The sequence below is a fragment of the Acidaminobacter sp. genome (assembly GCF_030247605.1).
Classification (GTDB): Bacteria; Bacillota; Clostridia; order Peptostreptococcales; family Acidaminobacteraceae; genus Acidaminobacter.
Window position 1 is genome coordinate 149866 of record NZ_JAOTSB010000003.1, and the last position, 20552, is coordinate 170417.

Sequence of the window (20552 nt, forward strand, 5' to 3'; positions counted from 1 at the left end):
AGCAACACACCCATATAGTATACAGTATTTTATTAGCAGACAGGTAGACGAAAGCGGAAACCTGCATTAAAAATGCCAGGAGCGGGTTGCCGATGGTCGCAAAACCAGGAGGTGGAATCATGAAGAGGCATTATGTCTGGCGACAATTAATTTTGATCTCGATGGGCATCCTGACCCTCCTGGTTGTAATGGCACTGTTGATTCCGGGAACCAGGGCAGGGGTGGTCATGGCCGTCTCTTCCTGGCAGCAGTATAATCAAAGTCCTTTAAAGGAACAAGGCATACGGGTTGAGCTGCCTGCGGGGGAAGGCTGGTTTGATGGCATGCTGTTCTATCAGGATTCGAATGGGCTTAAAACTCAGGAGGGGAGACCTTTAGAGTTATCCATTTACTATACCTTTGGCGCTTATGAAAATGGGCGATCGTTAATCTACACTCCGGGCAGCGGCTATTATTCCTCCTTTTATGGGGCTTATCTGATCACAGGATCGACCTTGCCACTGCCGGATGCCTACTGGGTGGAACGCGTTGCGGCTCATGATTATGAAGCCTTAATCCTGAAGGCTTTGGGACATCCGAACCCCTATGGCACTTTTAAGGTGAATGCATTTGAGATCCGGGAGGAAAGCGAGCTTATGGGATATCCGGATTGGACGCGCTATGATGGCCTTATTGAAGCCCCGGGTATTTCTCATCAAAGAGGGGACTTTTTGCGGCATTACTGGCAGTTTGGCTCACCGCCTGACTTAGGCAGTGAAGTTGCTTTCGGTACCACAACTTTGAATGGGCGGATCTATGTCAAGTCCTTTGAGGAAGAAGATCTCTTGGTTATGGTGTATTTAATCTGTGAATCCGGCGATGTTTTGGAGCGCACAGATGCGCGGATTCGAGAAAGCGGCCGTCTTGTGATCCGCAAATAGCGGATTTGAATCTTTTTTTGAAAGTGTGACATAGGGCACACTGTGTCAGCCCGCCTTTCTATATAATGGTATAAGATGAGGCATCTTGAGGAGGGCTAACCTTGAAAGCAGTAAGAATGATCATACAGTACACAGCACTGGCGGCATTCGCCTTTTTGGTCAGTCAGGGAAAAATGACTCTATGGCTGGGTGTATTTGCAGCTGGATTACTAGCATCTTTTATCTTTGGACGAGGCTATTGCGGCTATGTATGCCCTATGAATGCCGTTATGAGACCTGCGGCGTGGTTGTCCAAAAAACTGAAACTGCAGCGGCCGGACACGCCAAAATGGCTGATGAGCAGCCTATTCCCCTGGGCATTTATCTTTTTGACTTTGGCTATGATGCTGGGCGGAAAACGGATTTTTCAGGTCCAGCTACCGGTTTTGGCAATTTTGCTGGGGGTCGCGTTTGTAGTAACACTGTTTTATAAACCAGCGGTGTTCCATAACCGTATTTGCCCTTTCGGGGCGCTGCTCAGTGTTTCAGGCCGCTTTGCTTTCAGCAGCGAGGGTGTTGACGAGAGCACCTGCGTAGGATGCAAGCTGTGCGAAAAGGCCTGTACAGCCCAGGCTATCAAGGTTGAGCCGGTGTCGAAAAAAGCGGTCATCACTTCATCCCTGTGTCACCAGTGCAGAGCCTGTGAAGCGGTTTGTCCGACGGACGCCATACACTATGGTAAAGCTATAAAAGTTAAGGAGAGTAAATAGACAGGAGTGGATCATGAGTGGTAGAAAAAATATTCAATTTAACACTATCAGATGAGAAAATGGTCGAGCGAGTGGTTATGGATGAGAACCTGCATTACATTCATATGGTGTTCGGCAAAGGAGAAGGACTTCCTGAGCACTTCGCCAACTCGGTGGTGTATATGACGGTGCTGAGAGGCACTCTGACAATTCAGCTGAATGACCAGGAGCCCAATACTTACGAAGCAGGAACTCTATTGAAGATTCCTTTCGAAACCAAAATGAATGTTGGAAACAAACATGACGCAGTGCTCGAGCTGATTGTGGTGAAGGCGCCGGCGCCGAAGCAGTGAGAATAGTGAAACAAGAAAATCAATTGAGACAAAATAAAATCGGTACAGTAAAAGTCGAAAAAGACTTTAGCTGCACCGATTTTATTTTTGTCTATTATGATCAGTTAATGATGGACGCGTCTGGTGTAGTTGTGTGAAAATTACTCAAAAAAGTCCAAATATAACCGCATAATATTTTTTCTCTGTTCTTCTGAGTTCTTGGAATCGCGAAATTTTTCCCCATAGTATTTGAGGACGAAATCCGTGAATACGCGAATGGAAGGCTGATTATTAGCTTGGGAACGCATAAAGAGATTGGTCTGGCGGCTGAAGGGTTCACCGCTTAGCCATTTGACCGGCTGCACAAAGCCATTGAAATCCTGTAATCCTAAACTTGGGACGATTGAGTAACCAATGCCCGCTTTCAGCATTTCAAGACAGGTGTCTGTATTGCTTGTCTCAATGATCACCCTAGGTTCTACATTGAAGCGTTCATTCCACCATTGATTAATCTGATGATACAAAACTGGATCCGTCTTGAATTTTATCCTCGAAATATCCGGGAGATCTTCGATCTTATAATCCGTCATTGAAGCCAGACAAATGGGCTCATTGAATAAAATATGCGACTCTTCGTGCCATTTAAAATCTCCGCGAATAATGCCGACGCTGACCTCCTGGTTGTTCAGCATGGTAAAGATATTCGAACTATGGCTCGACACGACATTAAATTTTACTTTCGGGTAGAGGTCAAGAAATTCTTTTATAAGCATTGGCAATTCATAACGCGCAAATACCAGTGAGGTTCCCAAATGAATGGTACCCATAAGTTCTTCTGATTCGATCGCATGGATTTCTTCTTTCATTCTTTGAATCTGACTGAATTGCTTTGTGGCAAACTCGACAAGAAATTCACCTTGAGGGGTCAATTCAATGCCGGATTTAGACCGCAAAAATAGAGGAACGCCCAGCTCTTTCTCAAGGGCGCGAATACGGTAGGAGAGTGCCGGCTGGGATATGAACAGTTTTTCAGCTGCCTTCGTTAGGCTGCGTTCCTGGTTTAACGTCATAAGAAAATGCAGATCATTATCATTCACGGCATACACCCCCCCAGTCATTATTATAAAATTCTTTTATGAATGCTAATAAAATATTACTATTAGTCGACTGACGAGTAAAGGGATATAATGACGTTAATTAAGAAATCTTAACTTTTATCTTTTGAAAGGGTGGAACGAGTGGAGATTAAGAAAGCATCCACAGCGGGCACACTCGAGTCGAGCGACATCATGATTCTTTTGGATCGTGGGGATAATGGCATCGATATCGAACTGAAGAGCTCAGTACTATATCAATTTGGAGATCAGATTCGGACGGTCATTGAGCAAACCTTGCTTGAAGCCGGAGTACATAATGTAAAGGTTATTGCGACGGATCGCGGCGCTCTGGATTGTACGATCAAAGCCAGAGTCTTGACAGCACTTCACAGAGCGGTTGAAACAACCGATTATAAGTGGGGTGTCTAGAATGGCTTTTATCAGAGACAGATTAAGAAGAACCATGATGTTTGTACCAGGCAACAATCCGGGATTAATGGCAGATGCGCACATCTACGGTCCTGACGCACTGATGTTTGACCTTGAAGATTCAGTGAAACTGTCTGAAAAGGATTCTGCGAGATTTCTGGTTTATCAGGCTCTCAAGACCATTGATTACGGTGACATTGAAAAAGTCGTACGCGTTAATCCGCTGAACACACCTTATGGGAAAGCGGACATTGAAGCCATGGTCTTCGCGGGTGCGGATATAATTCGCCTTCCTAAATCAGAGACTGCTCAAGATGTCATTGAGGTCGACGAGTGGATTACAGAGTGCGAGAAAAAAGCAGGACTCGAGCAAGGCAGCGTGGGCATGATGGCAGCAATTGAAAGCGGTCTTGGAATTTTAAACGTTCTAAGCATTGCACAAGCCAGCCCTAGATTAATAGGAATCGCCATTGGCGCTGAAGATTTCGTTACAGACCTAAAAACCACACGCTCACCTGGAGGTTCAGAACTTTTCACGGCCAGAAGCATGTTGGTATTCGCAGCGAGAGCTGCAGGTATAGCAGTTCTGGACACCGTTTTCGCAGACGTCAATGATGATGAAGGCTTCAGAAGAGAAGTAGAAACTATTAAACAACTTGGATTTGACGGCAAGTCTGTCATTAATCCTAGACAAATTGCACCGGTAGTCGAAATTTTTACGCCAACTGCAAAAGAAATTGAACATGCAGAGCGTGTCGTTGAAGCTATAAAAGAAGCAGAGGAAAAGGGACTTGGCGTTATCAGTTTGAATGGTAAAATGATTGATAAACCCGTGGTTGACAGAGCACAGCGTGTGTTGAAAATGGCCATAGCTGCTGGGGTTATCTAACGCTGAGGAGGAGGACTACACTTGAACAAAAATATCCTGGGCGTTGATGTGCCAGAGTCGATCTCCGGCCTCGGCAAGCTGAAGGCTTTTAATGGAAAGCGCTTTAGTGGAACAGCACACGAAATGCCTAATATAAAAAATCCGGATCAACGCATGAGTAAAATCGTTGATAATCTTGAGTCGGCTATTCATCTGTCAGGCTTGAAAGATGGCATGACGATTTCGTTTCATCACCATTTCAGAAATGGCGATTATATCGTGAACCTGGTTCTGGAAGCCATTGCAAAATTGGGCATCAAGAACTTGACAGTAGCCTCCAGTTCTTTGACAGACATTCACAGGCCTATGATTGACCACATTAAAAATGGTGTGGTGTATCGTATAGAAACAAGCGGCCTGAGAGGTGAACTTGCCAATCAGATTTCACACGGCCTTATGGAAGTCCCAATAGTCTTCAGGTCTCATGGCGGCAGAGCCTACTCCATCGCTTCAGGTGAGCTTAAAATTGATGTCGCTTTCCTGGGGGTCCCATCCACTGATCTTTTCGGAAATGCCAACGGCTTCAGCCGTGAAGGTGATAACAGCTCAGCGTGCGGTTCATTGGGGTATGCTATGGTAGATGCCAAATATGCAGAAAAAGTTGTTCTGCTTTCAAACAATATCGTGCCGTATCCTAATACACCTTGCGCCATCCCTCAGACAGATGTTGACTACATAGTTGAGATCGACGCCATTGGAGATCCAAAGGGCATCATGTCAGGCGCTACGCGTTACAGCACCAATCCAAAGGAACTGATGATCGCGAAAGCAGCTGCAGATGTTATGGAAGCTTCCGGATATTTCGAAGATGGATTTTCTTTCCAAACCGGAACGGGTGGATCATCACTGGCTGTAACACGTTTTCTGAAAGAAAAGATGATCCGAAAAGGAATCAAAGCTAACTTCGCCCTTGGCGGCATTACCAGCCAAATCGTTAAGCTGCATGAGGAAGGTTTCATCAGAAAGCTGCTGGATGTCCAGAGTTTTGACCAGGACGCAGTAGACAGCACATTGAAAAATGAGTTTCATCATATAGTGGACGCTCACTTCTATGCAGGTCCTGGTGTGGAAGGTGCTGCGGTGGATCAGCTGGACATGGTCGTTCTGAGTGCGCTCGAAATTGACGTCAACTTCAATGTTAACGTCCTGACGGGTTCAGACGGCGTTATCCGCGGCGCTGTTGGCGGTCATCCGGACACATCTGCAGGCGCCAAGCTTGCCATTATTGTGGCCCCACTTGTAAGAGGCAGAATTCCGAGCATTCTCGATCGCGTCAACACTATTTGTACGCCGGGAATGACAGTAGACGTTCTCGTCACTGAGCAGGGCATAGCGGTTAATCCGGCAAGACAGGATTTGATCGAGCGATTGAATACTGCTGGAATAAAAACTGAGACGATTGAAGCATTAAAAGCAAAAGCGGAGAAAATTGTTGGTCACCCAAATCCAATTGAGTATGGCGACAAAATCGTCGGGATTGTCACTTTCAGAGATGGCAGTGTCATCGACGTCATCCGCCAGGTTTCCAGGTAAAAGGATCATCTTATCATGGTATTGGCCGATCTGTCCCGTAATTGTTCGGAGACATACGGTTAAATATAATCATTAAAAGGGGGAAATACAATTGAAAAAAAGATTAGCATTAATACTTAGCCTCGCAATGGTCGCAGTCCTCGCATTCACCGGTTGTTCCAAACCTGCTGAGCCAGAAGCACCTGCCGCAGGCGGAGAAACACCTGCTGCAGCTGAAGGCTTTGTCTTCGAAAGAAAAATCGAGCTCGTGTGCCCTTGGGGTTCAGGCGGCGGCGCGGATACGACGCTTAGAGCATTTGCTTCTGCCCTTGAAAAAGAAATTGGTGTTCCTGTAGTCGTCAATAACGTTGAAGGCGGCGGCGGTGTTCAAGGTTCTGAGTACCTCCAAAAGCAGCCAGCTGATGGCTATTCCTACCAGATTGGTACACAGTCCCTCCTCGTTGTCAACCTTCAGAAGCTCATGTCTTTTGACTGGGCAGCAGAAACAGTACCAGTTGTTAAACTCGTTCACGATACAAATATTATTGTTGCTGCAAAAGATGCGCCATTCAATAATTTGAAAGAACTTGTCGAGTATGCTAAAGCAAACCCGGGCACAGTTAAAGCAGGCGTTCTTACGATTACTGGTGTTGACGCGCTGATGGTCGCTCAAACGTTTGAACTTGCTGGCGTAGAAATTCCACTTGTCGCATTCAACAACGGCGCAGAACTTAATGCTGCTATCCTTGGCGGACACATCAGCTTAGCGGTTGCAGGTCCTGCTGAAACAAAAGGTCTGATTGAGTCCGGCGACATGAAAGGCATTGTTGCAGGCGCTGAAAACAGACTCAGCATTCTTCCTGACGTTGAAACCACAACTGAAAATGGCATCGATTCCCTCCTCGGCCCAATGAGAGGCATCTTCGCGAAAAAAGGTACTCCTGAAGAAGCAATCAAAGCATTCTCTGAAGCTGCTGTAAAAGCTGCTGCCAGCCAAGAATTCCAAGACTTCCTCAAGAACAACGCACTTGATCAGCGTCCAGCTTTCGCACCATATGATGAGTTCCAAGGCATCTGGGCAGAGCAGGTCACAACAGTTCAAGGACTTTATGACAAATACGTCGCTAAATAATTATACGCACACTGAATTGAATTAGTGAGCATTCATCGTCGGGGCAACGTTCAGTTGCCCCGATTCTATCCAATATAAGAAAGTGAGATGAGTTCGCTTGGCAATGGAATTATTATTCAACATAGTGTTGATAGTGTTTTTCGCAATTTCCTACGTCTACGTTGGCGCTACAATGCCAAAATCTTCTGATCTTGAACTTGGCGCCGAGCAATGGCCGCAATTGCTGATTACTGCACTTATTATTCTTTTATTCGTCAACATCTACAATATCTATAAGAATACGCCTGCTGAAAAAAGGCATTTTAAATCCATCACCGGAATCAGCATTCCTGCAATCACAAAAAGCAAGCTGTTTTGGGGCATTGTCATCATCTTCGCCTATGCTTTTGCTCTGGAACCCTTTGGATTCATTCTCGCAACAATTGTCATGTTTGCTTTTTATGCGGTTCTTACCGGCCAGAAAAAACCGTCTGTTGTTGCACTTAATGCACTTTTAATAACCATAGGCATTTACTTTGTCTTCCAGAGAGGCCTCGGCATCATGCTCCCGCGTGGTCTTGGATTCCTCCGCGATATCGCTTTGTTCCTCGAGTCACTATAGTAAATAAGGAGTGTGAATCATGCTTGAACTATTAATCTCAGGGTTTCAAATTGTTCTGGCTCCGGTGACCTTTGCGTTTATCGTAGCAGGTACAGTTCTGGGTGTCATCTTTGGTGCCATGCCGGGCGTCAGCGCCTCAATGGCGGTCGCCCTCGCGCTTCCTTTCGCTTATGGTATGGAGCCGCTTGTAGCCATTGCATTTCTGACAGCCGTGTATTGCGCTTCTATCACCGGTGGCGGTATCACTGCAATTCTCTTTAAAATCCCTGGAACACCTTCCAACGCACCTACGACTTTTGACGGATTCCCAATGGCTCAGCGCGGTGAAGCCGGCAGAGCGCTTGGTATTTCCCTTGTCACCTCTGCTATTGGCGGTATTGTCGCTGCAATTGCAATGTTCTTGTTATCGCCACAGCTTGCGGCCGCAGCCATCAAATTTGGACCAGCGGAGCTCTTTGCAGTCTCATTCCTCGGTCTTTCAGTTCTGACAGCCCTTGACAGTGACAATGTCGTTAAAACAATGATTGCTGGTTTAATTGGTCTCTTCCTCGCTACCATAGGTATGGACCCGCTTCTTGCAATGCCGCGTTTGACTTTCGGATCACAAATTCTCCTCAGCGGGATTGAGATGATCCCTCTTATGATCGGTATGTTTGCAATCACCGAAGTTCTCAAGCAAACACATAAGCCTTCCAAACTTGAGAATACTGGCTCTGGCGACAAGGTTAAAACTAAACTGATGGGCTTTAAAGAAGGCTGGGCAATGAAAGGGGTTATTACCCGTTCCGCCATTCTTGGTACATTGGTTGGCATTCTTCCAGGTGCAGGCGCAACCATTGCTTCTTTCCTTGCTTACACGACTGAAGTTAAGTTGTCCAAAACACCTGAAATTTATGGTACAGGCGCTCCGGAAGGCATAGCGGCTTCTGAGACAGCGAACAACGCTGCTACAGGCGGCGCGATGGTACCGATGCTTGCACTTGGTATTCCGGGTGGTAATGCTGCAGCTATCATGATGTCTGCCCTCGTTCTGAAAGGTGTCCAGGTTGGCCCGCTTCTCATCAAGACGCAGCCTCAATACCTCTCCAGCGTATTTGCATCCATGATGGTCACCAATGTTATCATGGTTATCATTTCCATTTGGATTGCAAAAGTCTTCAGTAAAATCCTGAAAGTGCCGTACAGCATCCTCGGAACGACAATTATTGTCCTCGCTACAGTGGGCAGCTTTGCACTTAAAGGCAACACCAACGACGTTATGCTCATGGCTATTGCCGGTGTCTTTGGCTTCATTCTCAACAAGTACAAGTTCTCCTCTGCGGCGCTGATTCTCGGCCTCGTACTTGGACCAATGATCGAAGCGAATCTTCGCAGAGCGGTTCAGCTTGAGAATGGCAGCCTGATGAATGTTATCTCTCCATCAGGACATCCAATCACAACAGTTCTTCTGGTTCTTTGCGGCGCGATGCTGCTGTTCCCAATAGTATCTAAATTATTTGCGAAGAAAACGGCTTAATCCCCTTTAGCCTTTTGAGACAGTAGAATATTTCTACTGTCTCATTTTCTAAATAACGGGAATCACCGCTGCGCAATTCGATTCTGAAGCAGATTAGGTTCAAATTTTCCATCCGAAATCTATCTTTATAAGTATTTTTAATTTTTTATACAAACTCTACTGGCATTTTTTAAAATTATCAATTAATATGTTACATAAGATTCTGTTTGCTCACGAGACAGAATTCAAACGAGGTGCAGATATGATAGATTTTATGCTGACGCTTTGCATCGGTGCAGTGATTGGCTATATGTTTTTTAAACTTAAGGTACCAGGCGGTATGATGGTAGGCAGCATCGTTGGTGTATCGGCACTCAATATTTTGACTGGCCATGCTCTGATGCCCGCAGCTGCGAAATTGTCTGCGCAAATCATAGCGGGCGCCTTTATTGGCGTCAGTGTAGAAAAGGAAGATTTAATAAGACTAAAAAAAATCTGGAGACCTGCGATCACATTGGTGAGCGGCATGATGATTTTGAATCTGATCTCCGGTTATTTAATATACAAATTTAGTCCCCTTGATTTAGTGACTTCTTTGATGTGCGCCGTCCCCGGCGGAATGAGCGATATCCCCATTATAAGCGCTGACATGGGCGCAGATGCGTCAAAGGTTGCCGTCATGCAGTTTATAAGATTAGTGGCAGGCATTGGCGTGTTCCCGGGCATGATAGCATTTATTGCCAAGCGCAGGCATGAGGACGTCAGGCCTGTCAAGGTCAACACTAGAAAATCTGCAGTCACTGAAGACCCAACACTTATATTTTTGACGACAATGGCAGTGGCAATTGTCGCTGGCCTTGTTGGAAAAGCAGTCGGAATTCCGGCAGGCGCATTGCTGTTTGCGCTCATCAGTGTGATTATTTTGAAAATGACAAAGCATAAAGCTTGGCTTCCGAAGTGGATCAAGCGATTGGCTCAAGTTCTTTCCGGGGCTTATATAGGAAGCGGCATCTTTATGGCAGACGTCTTGGAGATTCGATTTTTGGCGATCCCTGCAATAATCCTTCTTTTTGGATATTTTTGTGCGTGTTTGCTGATTGGCTGGTTCATACATAACAAGTTTGGAATGACGCTGAAGGAATCTATGCTCGCAGCAACACCCGCCGGTGCCTCGGACATGGCCTTGATAGCTTCTGATTTAGGGATTGAGGGTACAGATGTGGTCGTCCTTCAGATCATCAGAATGCTATTTGTTGTCTTAATTTTTCCTCAAGTCATTAATCTGATTGTGCTCTTAGCTGGGAGGTAAGAATATGTTTGAAGAACGTAAGCTTCGCAGCATAGATGCGGCTGAACCGCTGCTGAAGCGCTGTGGTCTTAAAGTTCCGGCCGGCGTTGATTACACCGTAGGCATATTCTCATCTTCAGAGGGAAAACTCATCGCAACAGGTTCCTTAAAAGGTGACATGATTCAGGGTTTGGCGGTTGATCCGGAGACCCAGGGAGAAGATCTTTCTGCCAAAGTGCTGACGCATTTGATTAATCATGCCATCGACGCAGGGCGCCACACACTTTATTTGTTTACTAAACCGGAGAGCGCGCAAAAACTATCGGCAGTAGGCTTTAGAATCATTGCAGAAGCCAGACCCTATGCAGCTTTAATGGAGTGGGGGACAATTGGCATCCAACATTATGTCGAAAAGCTGAAAAAACTGGCTGAGGCTGATCCCGGTGAAGCGTCTGCCGTCGTTGTCAACTGCAATCCCTTTACTTTAGGACATCAATATTTGATTGAAACTGCCGCGTCGCGCAGCCGTAAGGTCTATGTGATCGTGGTTGAGGAAGACCAGTCCGTGTTCCCGTTTGAGGATCGAATAGAGCTGGTCCGCAAAGGCACGGCGCACCTTAAGAACGTCACAGTGATCGCAGGCGGACGCTATGTGGTTTCTTCGCTGACGTTCCCTTCCTATTTCACTCGGGACAGCGAATTTGCAGCAGCCCACAGTGCTATGGACGTTGCGCTGTTCTTAAACTACATAGTGCCTGCTCTTGGCATCACCAAACGCTTTGTCGGCACAGAACCATACTCGGAAGTCACAGAGGCCTACAACCAGGCCATGAAATCCATTTTAATCCCTGCGGGTGTCAAGCTTGAAGTCATAGAGCGTAAACGCCTGAAAAGTGGTGAAGAGGACCACGCGATCAGCGCCTCACGGGTCAGACGTTACATTGCGGAAGGACGCATTGAGGACCTTAAGGATCATGTACCACACACAACCTACGAGTATCTAATTTCGAATCGAGCCTTCGACGTTGTAAAAAAACTGAGAAGTGGCGATAAATCCGCTCAAGGCTATGTGGAAGACAGCGTCACGAAACGTTGACAGAAGCCATATAGAAATCTGAGTTATCATGAAGAAGAGGTGAAGAGAATGGCAAAGATCCAAATGAAGACGCCCCTCGTTGAAATTGATGGGGACGAAATGACCAGAATGATCTGGAAAATGGTAAAAGAGGAACTGCTCGAGCCGTTTATTGATTTGAAAACGGAGTACTTCGATCTTGGTCTGGAGTATCGCGAAAACACGAAAGACCAAGTCACCGTAGATGCGGCCAACGCCATCAAGCGTCTGGGCGTCGGCGTTAAGTGCGCTACGATCACACCAAATGCAGATCGTGTCAAAGAGTACAATTTGACAGAAATGTGGAAGAGCCCAAATGGAACAATTAGAGCTATTCTTGATGGGACTGTCTTCAGAAAGCCCATCCTGGTGGATGGATTCACTTCCTTCGTGCCGACCTGGAAAGAGCCTATTACAATCGCCCGTCACGCCTATGGCGATCTCTACAAGGGCGTCGAATTCAAGGTAGAGGGTCCATGTGAAGCGGAATTGGTCATCAAAAAGCCGGATGGCACAACGGAAACTCAAACGATTCACAAGTTTAAAGGCGCTGGTGTGGTTCAGGGCATTCACAATACCAACGAATCCATCAGCAGTTTTGCTAAAGCCTGCTTCCAGTTCGCACTGGATCAGAAGCAGGATCTTCTGTTCTCAGCAAAAGATACCATTTCCAAGAAATATGACCACACCTTCAAAGATCTTTTCAACGAGATCTTTGACGCAGAGTTCAAAACAGCGTTTGAAGAGGGCGGCATTCAATACACCTACACCTTAATTGATGATGCTGTCGCAAGGATCATGCGCTCTGAAGGCGGCCTGATCTGGGCTTGTAAGAACTATGATGGCGATGTTATGTCCGACATGGTGGCAGCCGCGTTTGGCAGTCTTGCCATGATGACCTCAGTACTCGTTTCTCCTACGGGAGAATTTGAATACGAAGCAGCCCACGGCACTGTAACGCGCCACTACTATCAATATCTCAAAGGGGTTCAAACTTCTACCAATCCAATCGCGACGCTGTTCGCATGGACAGGCGGATTGAAAAAACGCGGTGAACTGGATGAGATCCCGGAACTGGTTCATTTCGCGGAGCAGCTTGAAGTGGCTTCCATTGAGACGCTTAAAAAAGGCATCATGACAAAAGATTTGATCCCGCTTTCTTCAAATCCTGATAAGCAGGAAGTGACAACAGCCGGACTGATCGCTGCCATCCGAGGGACTTTGGAGAGCATGCTCTAAACCGCCTGTCAGATTCACAACGCTTTCATTAGAAATGAAATGTAAATTTGACCTAGGTTAGTGGTTCTTAAAGGAGAAATAGTGACATGACAAATCATAGCCAATCTGCTCTGACCCTGGAAATGGTCTTAAACGCCAAGGAGCGCCGGGCTGGAGTGCAGGAACAGCTCAGAATGGAATATAGTGCTGTTGTAGTCAGTATGACTCTAAATATGCCTGGGTCCGTCAAGTACAGGCCAGAGTGGATTGGTATGCTTTATGACGCGGCGGCAGAAGTCAGACGCACCTGCCTGTGTCACAACATGGTCATCCTTGAAGAGCGGATGCTTCACGATCCTGCCGGCGCGACACTTCTTATGGCACTGCATGGCGACCCTAATGAAATAAAAGGCATTGCAGTTGCCCTTGAAGATTTAAAACCTTGGGGACGCCTTCTCGACCTGGATGTCTTCAGTGCTTCCGGTGAACAGATCAACCGTTCTTCGTTGGGCCTGTCCTCAAGAAAGTGTCTGGTATGTGAAGAAGTGGCGGCGGTGTGTGTGCGGGCCATGCGTCATGACAGAGAAGAAGTCATTGCTGCGGCTATGCAGCTTGCGAAGCGATTCTCGGATCGTGTTTCAGTGACTGAAGAGCCTGACATACCCCAGTTGGAGATCGCCAGAAAAATTGGCCAGCTGTCTCTGGAAGCCATGCTCATGGAGGTTGCGGCAACCCCTGCGCCGGGCTTGGTGGACAGGTTCAATTCAGGGGCCCATGATGACATGGATATCACGACCTTTTTAAGAAGCAGCAGCGCTTTGTCAAGTGCTATGACCGACTTGGCCCTGGCGGGGATTGAGCACGAAGGTCCATTGCCGGAGCTTCTGTCGAAAATCCGAAGGATTGGCATTCGCGCTGAACACGAGATGTATAGTGCTACCCTCGGTGTGAATACACAAAAGGGACTGCTGTTCCTGCTGGGGATTTTGACGGCGGCGGCGGGGGTTGTCCTGCGACCATCGGCAAAAGCCCTGGTTGAAAACGGTCCATTAAATCCTGAAGTGATCGCCCAGCGGGCTGCTGAAATTTGTGCGGGACTGATTGAACGCGAGCTTGAGGTGCTGCATCACAAAAGGCCGGACAGGCAGCTGACTGCCGGTGAGCATTATTATTTGGCCCATGGATTTACCGGGGTCAGAGGCGAAATTGAGGCGGGGCTGCCATCGGTTTTTGAGGCGGGTCTGCCAAGACTTAGAGAGGCTTTGAACCAGGGCGCCTCGGACAACGATGCGCTGGTACACGCGCTCCTCGGTTTAATGACCCATACCGAAGACACCACTATTTTGCACCGGCACGACCTGGAAACGTTAAAGCACGTTCAGTCTGAGGCTGCTGAGATTCTCAGCTCAGGCGGCTATCTGACACCTGAGGGGCGCCAAATGACGGAGGCGCTGGACCGGCATTACACAAGTGCCAGGATCAGCCCGGGGGGCTCTGCGGATCTTCTCGCTGTGACCTGGTTTCTTCACCGCATGGCAGAGATGTTTTCTGCCGATGGTCAAATAACGCCAAAGTCATAACATCTATTGCACTGATTCAATGTACTGCAGAGGTTCAATTTTAAGCTGCAGTTGAAAAGGAGGAAATATTGTGTCCAAATTTCAACCAATGGTTCAGGCAAAAACCTTAGAAGTTGCTGATGAGAAGTTTTTATACTATGACATCAACGAACTGGAAGCCATGGGAATGGGCAAGGTCAGCCAGCTCCCCTATTCCATTAAGGTACTTCTCGAAGCAGCGATTCGCAATTATGATGAATTTGCAACGACTAAAGAGCATGTGATGCAAATAGCGAAATGGGCGGAAGGCTATGGCAAAGGCCAGGAAATTCCTTTCCAGCCGGCTCGAATTGTTCTACAGGATTTTACAGGTGTTCCTGTTGTCGTCGATCTTGCGGCTATGAGATCCTTCGTCGCAAGAATGGGGCAGGATCCTACTGTGGTTAATCCGCTTATTCCGGTCGACTTAGTCATTGACCACTCTGTAATGGTAGACTATTTTGGTTCGGATGAGGCCATGGACTTAAACACGGAGCTTGAATTCCAGCGCAATGACGAGCGCTACAAGTTCTTGAAATGGGCACAAAAATCATTTAAGAACTTTAAGGCGGTACCGCCTGCTTCCGGTATCATTCACCAGGTCAATCTTGAGTACCTCGCGACTGGGGTGTTTAAGAAGGAAACGGCTGAAGGTGTGGTCGTCTATCCTGACTCTCTGGTTGGTACGGACTCACACACTACTCAGATCAACGGCCTTGGGGTTGTGGGCTGGGGTGTTGGCGGCATTGAGGCGGAAGCCTGCATGCTCGGTCAGCCGCTCTTCTTTGTTACACCTGAAGTGGTCGGTGTCAAACTGACCGGGAAACTTCCTGAAGGCGTCAACGCAACGGATCTTGCCTTGACTGTGACAGAGATGCTTAGAAAACATAAAGTTGTAGATAAATTCGTCGAATTCTATGGCGAAGGCGTCCATGGCATGAGTTTGCCGGACCGTGCAACAGTGGCCAACATGTCTCCGGAATATGGCGCAACCATGGGCTATTTCCCTGTAGATGATGAAACCATGAATTATATGCTTCAGACGGGCAGAGATGAGAAACTGGTGGAACTGTGCCGCGCTTATTACAAAGCTCAGGGAATGTACAGTGTTCCCGGCGAGGCTGAGAAAGTTTATACTACAAAGCTTGAGCTGGACCTTTCAAAGGTGGAGCCTTCTCTTGCAGGACCAAAGCGTCCTCAGGACCGCGTGCCGCTCAGCGCCATGAAAGAGACTTTCAAAAAGGCGTTGTCAGCACCGGTTGCAGAGAGGGGTTTTGCCCTGGATGAGGCAGCTGCTTCTAAAACTGTGGACATAAATTGGGAAGATGGTACAGTTGAAACGCTGCGTGCGGGCTCTGTTGCCATTGCGTCCATTACAAGCTGTACGAATACATCGAATCCAAGTGTCATGCTGGGTGCCGGACTTGTGGCAAAAAAAGCTGTCGCTATGGGTCTTAAGCCTCCTAAATATGTAAAAACCAGCCTGACGCCGGGTTCACGCGTCGTTACCGAATATCTGATTGCCGGTGGCGTCATGGAGGATTTGAAAAAGATTGGCTTCCACGTCACAGGCTATGGCTGCGGAACTTGTATTGGCAACTCCGGGCCGCTTCCGGCACCTGTCGCCAAGGCAGTCGACGAGCATGACATGACGGTCGCTGCGGTCGTCAGTGCCAACAGAAACTTTGAAGGCCGTGTCCATGCTCAAGTTAAAGCCAACTTCCTGGCGTCTCCTATGCTGGTCGTCGTTTATGCGCTGGCTGGACGCGTAGATCTGGATTTCGCGACTGAGCCGGTGGCTTATAATGATAAGAATGAACCGGTCTACTTCAAGGATCTCTGGCCAACCAATGCTGAGATTCATGACCTGGTTAAGAAAACTGTCACGTCTGAAATGTTTAAATCCAGCTACGAAAAGATTTACAGCGCGAATCCACAATGGGATGCGGTTGAAGTTGAAGAGAAAGCGCTTTACAGCTGGGATCCAAAATCCACTTATGTTCAGGAGCCGCCTTATTTTGAAGGCATGAAACCTGAAGTGGATGATATCAAGCCTATTGATAATGCTACAGTGCTCGGTGTCTTTGGCGACTCCATCACCACAGACCACTTATCACCGGCTGGCAATATTGGAGTCAACAGCCCAGCGGGGCAGTATCTGATTGCAAACGGTGTTGAGAAAGCAGACTTTAACTCCTACGGCGCCCGCCGAGGCAATCATGAAGTCATGATGCGCGGTACGCTTGCCAATATTCGAATCCGAAACGTTTTGGCGAATGGGAAAGAGGGCGGCTATACAACTTGCTTCATGAACAATGAAGTCATGCCAATCTACGATGCAGCTATGATTTACCAAGCGGATGGCAGAAACCTGATCATTCTTGCTGGTAAGGAATACGGCACCGGCAGCTCCCGTGACTGGGCGGCAAAAGGGGTTTATCTCCTAGGTGTGAAGGCAGTTATTGCTGAAAGCTATGAAAGAATCCACAGAAGCAATCTGATTGGCATGGGTGTGCTCCCGCTCCAATTTGTTGAGGGTGAAAGCCGTGAAAGCCTCGGACTTACCGGGGAAGAGACCTTCTCTATTGCGGGTCTTTCCAATGATCTTAAGCCTAGGGCGCTGGTCGATGTGACAGCGGTTGCCAAGGATGGAACGTCTAAGACCTTCAAGGTTCAAAGCAGAATAGACAGTTTGGTGGAAATTGACTACTATCGCAACGGCGGAATCTTGCAGAAGGTTTTGAGGGATATGACGAAGTAATTTCTAATGGAACGAAAAAAGGAAGAAACTCGGAGTCGATAGGTTAAAGCCGCAGACACCGAGTTTCTTCTCGCGAGACTCAAAGATGAGAAACTTGGTGTCAGACACCCAGTTTCAGTTTGGAGGATCAGCCCATGAAAATCATTCGGGACAGCAGTCATTTGTCCGGGGATGCCGCCAAGCTCGCACAGTGGATTAAAGAAGCCCGCCATATCGTCTTTTTTGGAGGCGCGGGGGTGTCCACAGAGAGCGGCGTGCCGGACTTCAGAAGTGAAAAAGGCCTGTATCAAGCGGTGGAAGCTTATGGGTATCCCCCAGAAACAATTTTAAGCCGCTCGTTTTTTTTACAGCATCCTGAGGTGTTCTTTAAATATTACTTTGAACAGATTCTCTACCCGGACGCCCTGCCTAACCGGGCCCATACGGCGTTGGCAGAGCTGGAAAGCCGCGGTTTGGATGTCACGGTCGTCACCCAGAACATAGACGGACTCCATCAGCTTGGAGGCAGCAAAGCCGTGATCGAGCTTCACGGAACAGTGCACGAGAACTACTGTGTGCGCTGTGGAGAGCGGTATGACCTCGGCTTTATCCTTGCAGCTCAGGGCGCCATTCCTAAATGCCTGAAATGTCATGGCACCGTTCGGCCGGATGTGGTGCTGTATGAAGAACCGTTAAAGGGTGAAGTGATCCAGGCAGCCGCAGAGGCGGTGGATCAGGCGGATCTGCTGATTGTAGGCGGAACCTCCCTGGTAGTTTATCCGGCGGCGGGACTCGTCAGGGGCTACTCAGGCGGACGGCTGGTGCTCGTCAACAAGAGTACGACTCCGCTGGACAACAAGGCGGATTTGGTCATACAGGACAATGTGGCTGTGGTCTTGGATGACGTTGCAGCTTTGTGTTTTGTTGAGGAATGAAACCATCGGCAAAAAAATAAATAGCAGGGTCTCTTTAGCTCGCACGCGCATGGATTAGCGCAGGCTGATAGAGGCTCTGCTTTTTTGTGATTTAGGAGGCGTTTTCGGTGAGCGTACCGGATGCGCCCGGGCGCTGTACGAGAAGGACGCCAGTGGCCACCAGGAGAATGCCGACGACTTTCAAAATTCCAAGGGCTTCACCAAAGACAAAATAACCCAGAAGTGCTGCGACAACCGGTTCCAGAGTGGTGATCAGAGCGGCGCGGCCGGCTTCCAGGGACTGGACGGCCCGGGTATAGAGGAGAAACGGGACCACCGTGCAGAGAAGCGCGAGGGACAGACCGGGAAGCAGGACTGCCGGTTGAACAGAAATCTCTGCGAAGAATACCGGCGGAACTATAAACAGGATGCCTATGGAAGCAACTATAAAGGTGTAAGTGGTAACCGTCGCTGAAGAATACTTGGCGAGGGCTAGCTTGCTGAAAATACTGTAGAGGGCAAAGGTCAGGCCGGAACAGAGTCCTGTGAGGATGCCGGTGAAGGGGACTTTGTCCAGTGGCTGGCCTATCAGGCCGGTGACCAATGCACAGCCGGACAGGGTCAGGAGCAGCGCAGTCCATTTCGAGGTTGTCAGAGGTTCCTTGAAAAACAGCCTGGAGAGCAGGACGACAAAAATGGGGCAGGTATAGAGCAGGGTCACGCTGACGGAAATATTGGTGAGCTGCATGGTGGTGAAGAAGAAATAGTTGAAGACCAGAAAACTCAGGAGGCCGGTGCCGGCGAAGTACTTCAGATCCTTGAATCTGACGCGCAGGACAGACCGGTCTTTAATGAGCCAGTAAAGGGTCAGGAACACGCCTGAAAAGACTGCGCGCAGGGAGACAATTTCCAGGGCGGTGACGCCGGCTCGGTTGAGGAAGGTGCCAAACAGGCCAATCAGACCCCAAAGAAAGGCAGCGGCGGCGACGAAGATAACGGGTTTCTTTAAGGTCATGGAGGAACCTCCTGAGGGTTTGAGTAAATTTCACGGTGTCACTGGTATAAGTATGTCAAAAGCAGACGAATTTGGCAAGGGGCGGGACGGGCGCGTCTCCCTGGTGTGATGGATGCGACGGGGGAGAAGGGTGGTGGACACTGGCGGGATTGGGTCACCATCGGCAAAAAAAACAAAACCGTGGAAGTGTGGCGATTTTGACGCCAGCTTCCACGGTTTTCTGAACTCTAAACAAGCGGGGACTTGTCTTGTATTTCTAGTATAACGCTCTGATAGCGTCGTAATTCAAGTTTTCGTTCAATACGCTGGCGATCTTGCCATCCTGGGTGCAGACGACGCTTGGGAAAGTCTCAATGCCAAGGCGCTTTGCAATGCCCTGGGACTTGTAGCAGTCGACTTTGACCAGCTGGATCGCGCCGCCAAGCTCTTGCTCGACGCGCTCAACGACCGGAAGAAGCGCTCTGGATTCCTGGTCAACGGCATTGTAAACGTAGATCAGGCTTGGCTTTTCCTTTTGCATGATGTAGTTTTCAAACGTCTCGGACTCCGCTATATATTTCTCTGCTGCGACGGCCGCGACTGCGCCATCACCCACAGAAGTCGCGACTTGACGGAGCCATTTGTCTCTGACGTCGCCGCAGGCGAAGACACCTTCAATGTTGGTCTCCATCATTTCATTTGTTGGGATGTAACCACGCGGGGTCAAATTGATCTGACCTTTGAAAATTTCCGTGTTTGGAATATAGCCAATAAACTCGAAGCAGTTGTCGCATTCTACCGGAATGAGCTCATTCGTCTTGACGTTTTTGAGGACGACGCGCTCCAGGTGGTCTTCGCCTTCAAAACCTTCGACAACTGAATTCCAGACGAAATCCATCTTAGGGTTTTTGAGCGCTGCTTCTTTAGCGATCTCGTTACAGTCCATGATGCCCTTGTCGTGCATGACGGAGACCGTCACTTTTCGGGCAAACTTAGTCAGGAACATGCCTTCTTCAATAGCTGCGTCGCCGGAACCTATGACGACCACGTGCTTGTTTTCGTTGGCAGCCGCGTCGCAAGTGGCGCAGAAGGAGATGCCTTTGTCATAAAGATATTTTTCTTCATCTCTTCCGCCGGTCGTACGTGGACGGCCGCCGGTTGAGATGATGACAGATTTCGCGATAAATTTGTTTCTGAAAGTCTCGACGACTTTTTCTTCGCCTTCGAGATCGACACTCTGAACGAGAACACCTTTGAACTTGACGCCAAGATTCTGCGCCTGTTTTTTCATGAGGTTGGTGATCTCTTCGCCTTTTGGCTTATCAGGGAAACCTGGGTAGTTCTCAATTTCGTTGGTATAAGTTGCAAGACCACCGACGAGACTCTTCTCGATCAACAGTGTATTCAAACGTGCGCGGCCCGCGTAAATGGCGGCTGTCAGACCCGCAGGACCTGCACCTATAATGACGACGTCATAATGCTCTACTGCTTTTTCTCTAGCCAACGTGTTTC

Annotated in this window: 18 protein-coding genes; 15 read left to right on the forward strand and 3 right to left on the reverse strand. The window is 48.2% G+C overall.

Translation table 11 applies throughout. The features are described from left to right. The first annotated feature begins 119 nt into the window (after nucleotides 1-119). The 3 genes from OEL90_RS02615 (at nucleotide 120) to OEL90_RS02625 (ending at nucleotide 2001) form a co-directional block, all read left to right on the forward strand. Nucleotides 120-920, forward strand: a complete 801-nt coding sequence (locus OEL90_RS02615) for a hypothetical protein (protein WP_300687047.1) — start codon at nucleotides 120-122, stop codon at nucleotides 918-920. Between the two features lie 101 nt (nucleotides 921-1021). Continuing rightward, complete coding sequence (locus OEL90_RS02620; RefSeq protein ID WP_300687048.1) at nucleotides 1022-1669, forward strand: 4Fe-4S binding protein; 648 nt, start codon at nucleotides 1022-1024, stop codon at nucleotides 1667-1669. 17 nt (nucleotides 1670-1686) lie between these two features. Next, on the forward strand, nucleotides 1687-2001 hold the full coding sequence (locus OEL90_RS02625; protein WP_291403352.1) for a cupin domain-containing protein: 315 nt from the start codon (nucleotides 1687-1689) through the stop codon (nucleotides 1999-2001). 140 nt (nucleotides 2002-2141) lie between these two features. On the opposite strand, the gene OEL90_RS02630 is transcribed toward OEL90_RS02625, so the two are convergent. Next, a complete protein-coding gene (locus OEL90_RS02630) occupies nucleotides 2142-3077 on the reverse strand; it encodes a LysR family transcriptional regulator (RefSeq protein WP_291403350.1) in 936 nt (311 codons plus the stop codon). Between the two features lie 141 nt (nucleotides 3078-3218). Here OEL90_RS02630 and citD point away from each other — a divergent pair, with 141 nt between their 5' ends. The 12 genes from citD to OEL90_RS02690 all read left to right on the forward strand — a co-directional run bounded on the left by citD (nucleotide 3219) and on the right by OEL90_RS02690 (nucleotide 18067). Then, the gene (citD, locus tag OEL90_RS02635) at nucleotides 3219-3506 is read left to right on the forward strand and encodes a citrate lyase acyl carrier protein (RefSeq protein WP_300687050.1); all 288 of its coding nucleotides are present in this window, start codon (nucleotides 3219-3221) and stop codon (nucleotides 3504-3506) included. Between the two features lies 1 nt (nucleotide 3507). Next, nucleotides 3508-4395: a citrate (pro-3S)-lyase subunit beta gene (gene citE, locus OEL90_RS02640; RefSeq protein ID WP_291403346.1), complete on the forward strand. Its 888-nt coding sequence runs from the start codon at nucleotides 3508-3510 to the stop codon at nucleotides 4393-4395. Nucleotides 4396-4416: 21 nt separating this feature from the next. Then, a complete protein-coding gene (gene citF, locus OEL90_RS02645) occupies nucleotides 4417-5967 on the forward strand; it encodes a citrate lyase subunit alpha (protein WP_291403344.1) in 1551 nt (516 codons plus the stop codon). A 91-nt stretch (nucleotides 5968-6058) separates the two neighbouring features. Then, nucleotides 6059-7078: a Bug family tripartite tricarboxylate transporter substrate binding protein gene (locus tag OEL90_RS02650; RefSeq protein ID WP_291403342.1), complete on the forward strand. Its 1020-nt coding sequence runs from the start codon at nucleotides 6059-6061 to the stop codon at nucleotides 7076-7078. A gap of 103 nt (nucleotides 7079-7181) precedes the next feature. Beyond that, nucleotides 7182-7679, forward strand: a complete 498-nt coding sequence (locus tag OEL90_RS02655) for a tripartite tricarboxylate transporter TctB family protein (RefSeq protein ID WP_291403340.1) — start codon at nucleotides 7182-7184, stop codon at nucleotides 7677-7679. Between the two features lie 19 nt (nucleotides 7680-7698). Then, a complete protein-coding gene (locus OEL90_RS02660) occupies nucleotides 7699-9195 on the forward strand; it encodes a tripartite tricarboxylate transporter permease (protein WP_300687051.1) in 1497 nt (498 codons plus the stop codon). 241 nt (nucleotides 9196-9436) lie between these two features. Beyond that, nucleotides 9437-10483, forward strand: a complete 1047-nt coding sequence (locus tag OEL90_RS02665; RefSeq protein ID WP_291403336.1) for an AbrB family transcriptional regulator — start codon at nucleotides 9437-9439, stop codon at nucleotides 10481-10483. 4 nt (nucleotides 10484-10487) lie between these two features. After that, complete coding sequence (gene citC, locus OEL90_RS02670) at nucleotides 10488-11558, forward strand: [citrate (pro-3S)-lyase] ligase (protein WP_291403334.1); 1071 nt, start codon at nucleotides 10488-10490, stop codon at nucleotides 11556-11558. Between the two features lie 48 nt (nucleotides 11559-11606). Further along, nucleotides 11607-12815, forward strand: coding sequence for an NADP-dependent isocitrate dehydrogenase (locus OEL90_RS02675; protein ID WP_291403333.1), 1209 nt, complete (start codon nucleotides 11607-11609; stop codon nucleotides 12813-12815). 86 nt (nucleotides 12816-12901) lie between these two features. Beyond that, nucleotides 12902-14374 (forward strand): triphosphoribosyl-dephospho-CoA synthase CitG, encoded by a 1473-nt coding sequence (citG, locus tag OEL90_RS02680; protein ID WP_300687052.1) that lies wholly within the window; start codon nucleotides 12902-12904, stop codon nucleotides 14372-14374. 70 nt (nucleotides 14375-14444) lie between these two features. Then, on the forward strand, nucleotides 14445-17153 hold the full coding sequence (gene acnA / locus OEL90_RS02685) for an aconitate hydratase AcnA (protein WP_300687053.1): 2709 nt from the start codon (nucleotides 14445-14447) through the stop codon (nucleotides 17151-17153). Nucleotides 17154-17287: 134 nt separating this feature from the next. Continuing rightward, a complete protein-coding gene (locus OEL90_RS02690; protein ID WP_291403327.1) occupies nucleotides 17288-18067 on the forward strand; it encodes an NAD-dependent protein deacylase in 780 nt (259 codons plus the stop codon). Between the two features lie 91 nt (nucleotides 18068-18158). Here OEL90_RS02690 and OEL90_RS02695 read toward each other — a convergent pair whose 3' ends face one another. After that, nucleotides 18159-19061: a DMT family transporter gene (locus OEL90_RS02695; RefSeq protein ID WP_300687054.1), complete on the reverse strand. Its 903-nt coding sequence runs from the start codon at nucleotides 19059-19061 to the stop codon at nucleotides 18159-18161. 256 nt (nucleotides 19062-19317) lie between these two features. Continuing rightward, nucleotides 19318-20544: an FAD-dependent oxidoreductase gene (locus OEL90_RS02700; RefSeq protein ID WP_291403323.1), complete on the reverse strand. Its 1227-nt coding sequence runs from the start codon at nucleotides 20542-20544 to the stop codon at nucleotides 19318-19320. Nucleotides 20545-20552 lie beyond the last annotated feature (8 nt).

Bases quoted from the DNA above. Each gene is read 5' to 3' on its own strand.
- OEL90_RS02665 (WP_291403336.1), top strand. From the start codon at position 9,437: ATGATAGATTTTATGCTGACGCTTTGCATCGGTGCAGTGATTGGCTAT.
- citE (WP_291403346.1), top strand. From the start codon at position 3,508: ATGGCTTTTATCAGAGACAGATTAAGAAGAACCATGATGTTTGTACCA.
- OEL90_RS02660 (WP_300687051.1), top strand. From the start codon at position 7,699: ATGCTTGAACTATTAATCTCAGGGTTTCAAATTGTTCTGGCTCCGGTG.
- OEL90_RS02655 (WP_291403340.1), top strand. From the start codon at position 7,182: ATGGAATTATTATTCAACATAGTGTTGATAGTGTTTTTCGCAATTTCC.
- OEL90_RS02690 (WP_291403327.1), top strand. From the start codon at position 17,288: ATGAAAATCATTCGGGACAGCAGTCATTTGTCCGGGGATGCCGCCAAG.
- OEL90_RS02675 (WP_291403333.1), top strand. From the start codon at position 11,607: ATGGCAAAGATCCAAATGAAGACGCCCCTCGTTGAAATTGATGGGGAC.
- OEL90_RS02695 (WP_300687054.1), bottom strand. From the start codon at position 19,061: ATGACCTTAAAGAAACCCGTTATCTTCGTCGCCGCCGCTGCCTTTCTT.
- citC (WP_291403334.1), top strand. From the start codon at position 10,488: ATGTTTGAAGAACGTAAGCTTCGCAGCATAGATGCGGCTGAACCGCTG.
- citG (WP_300687052.1), top strand. From the start codon at position 12,902: ATGACAAATCATAGCCAATCTGCTCTGACCCTGGAAATGGTCTTAAAC.
- OEL90_RS02615 (WP_300687047.1), top strand. From the start codon at position 120: ATGAAGAGGCATTATGTCTGGCGACAATTAATTTTGATCTCGATGGGC.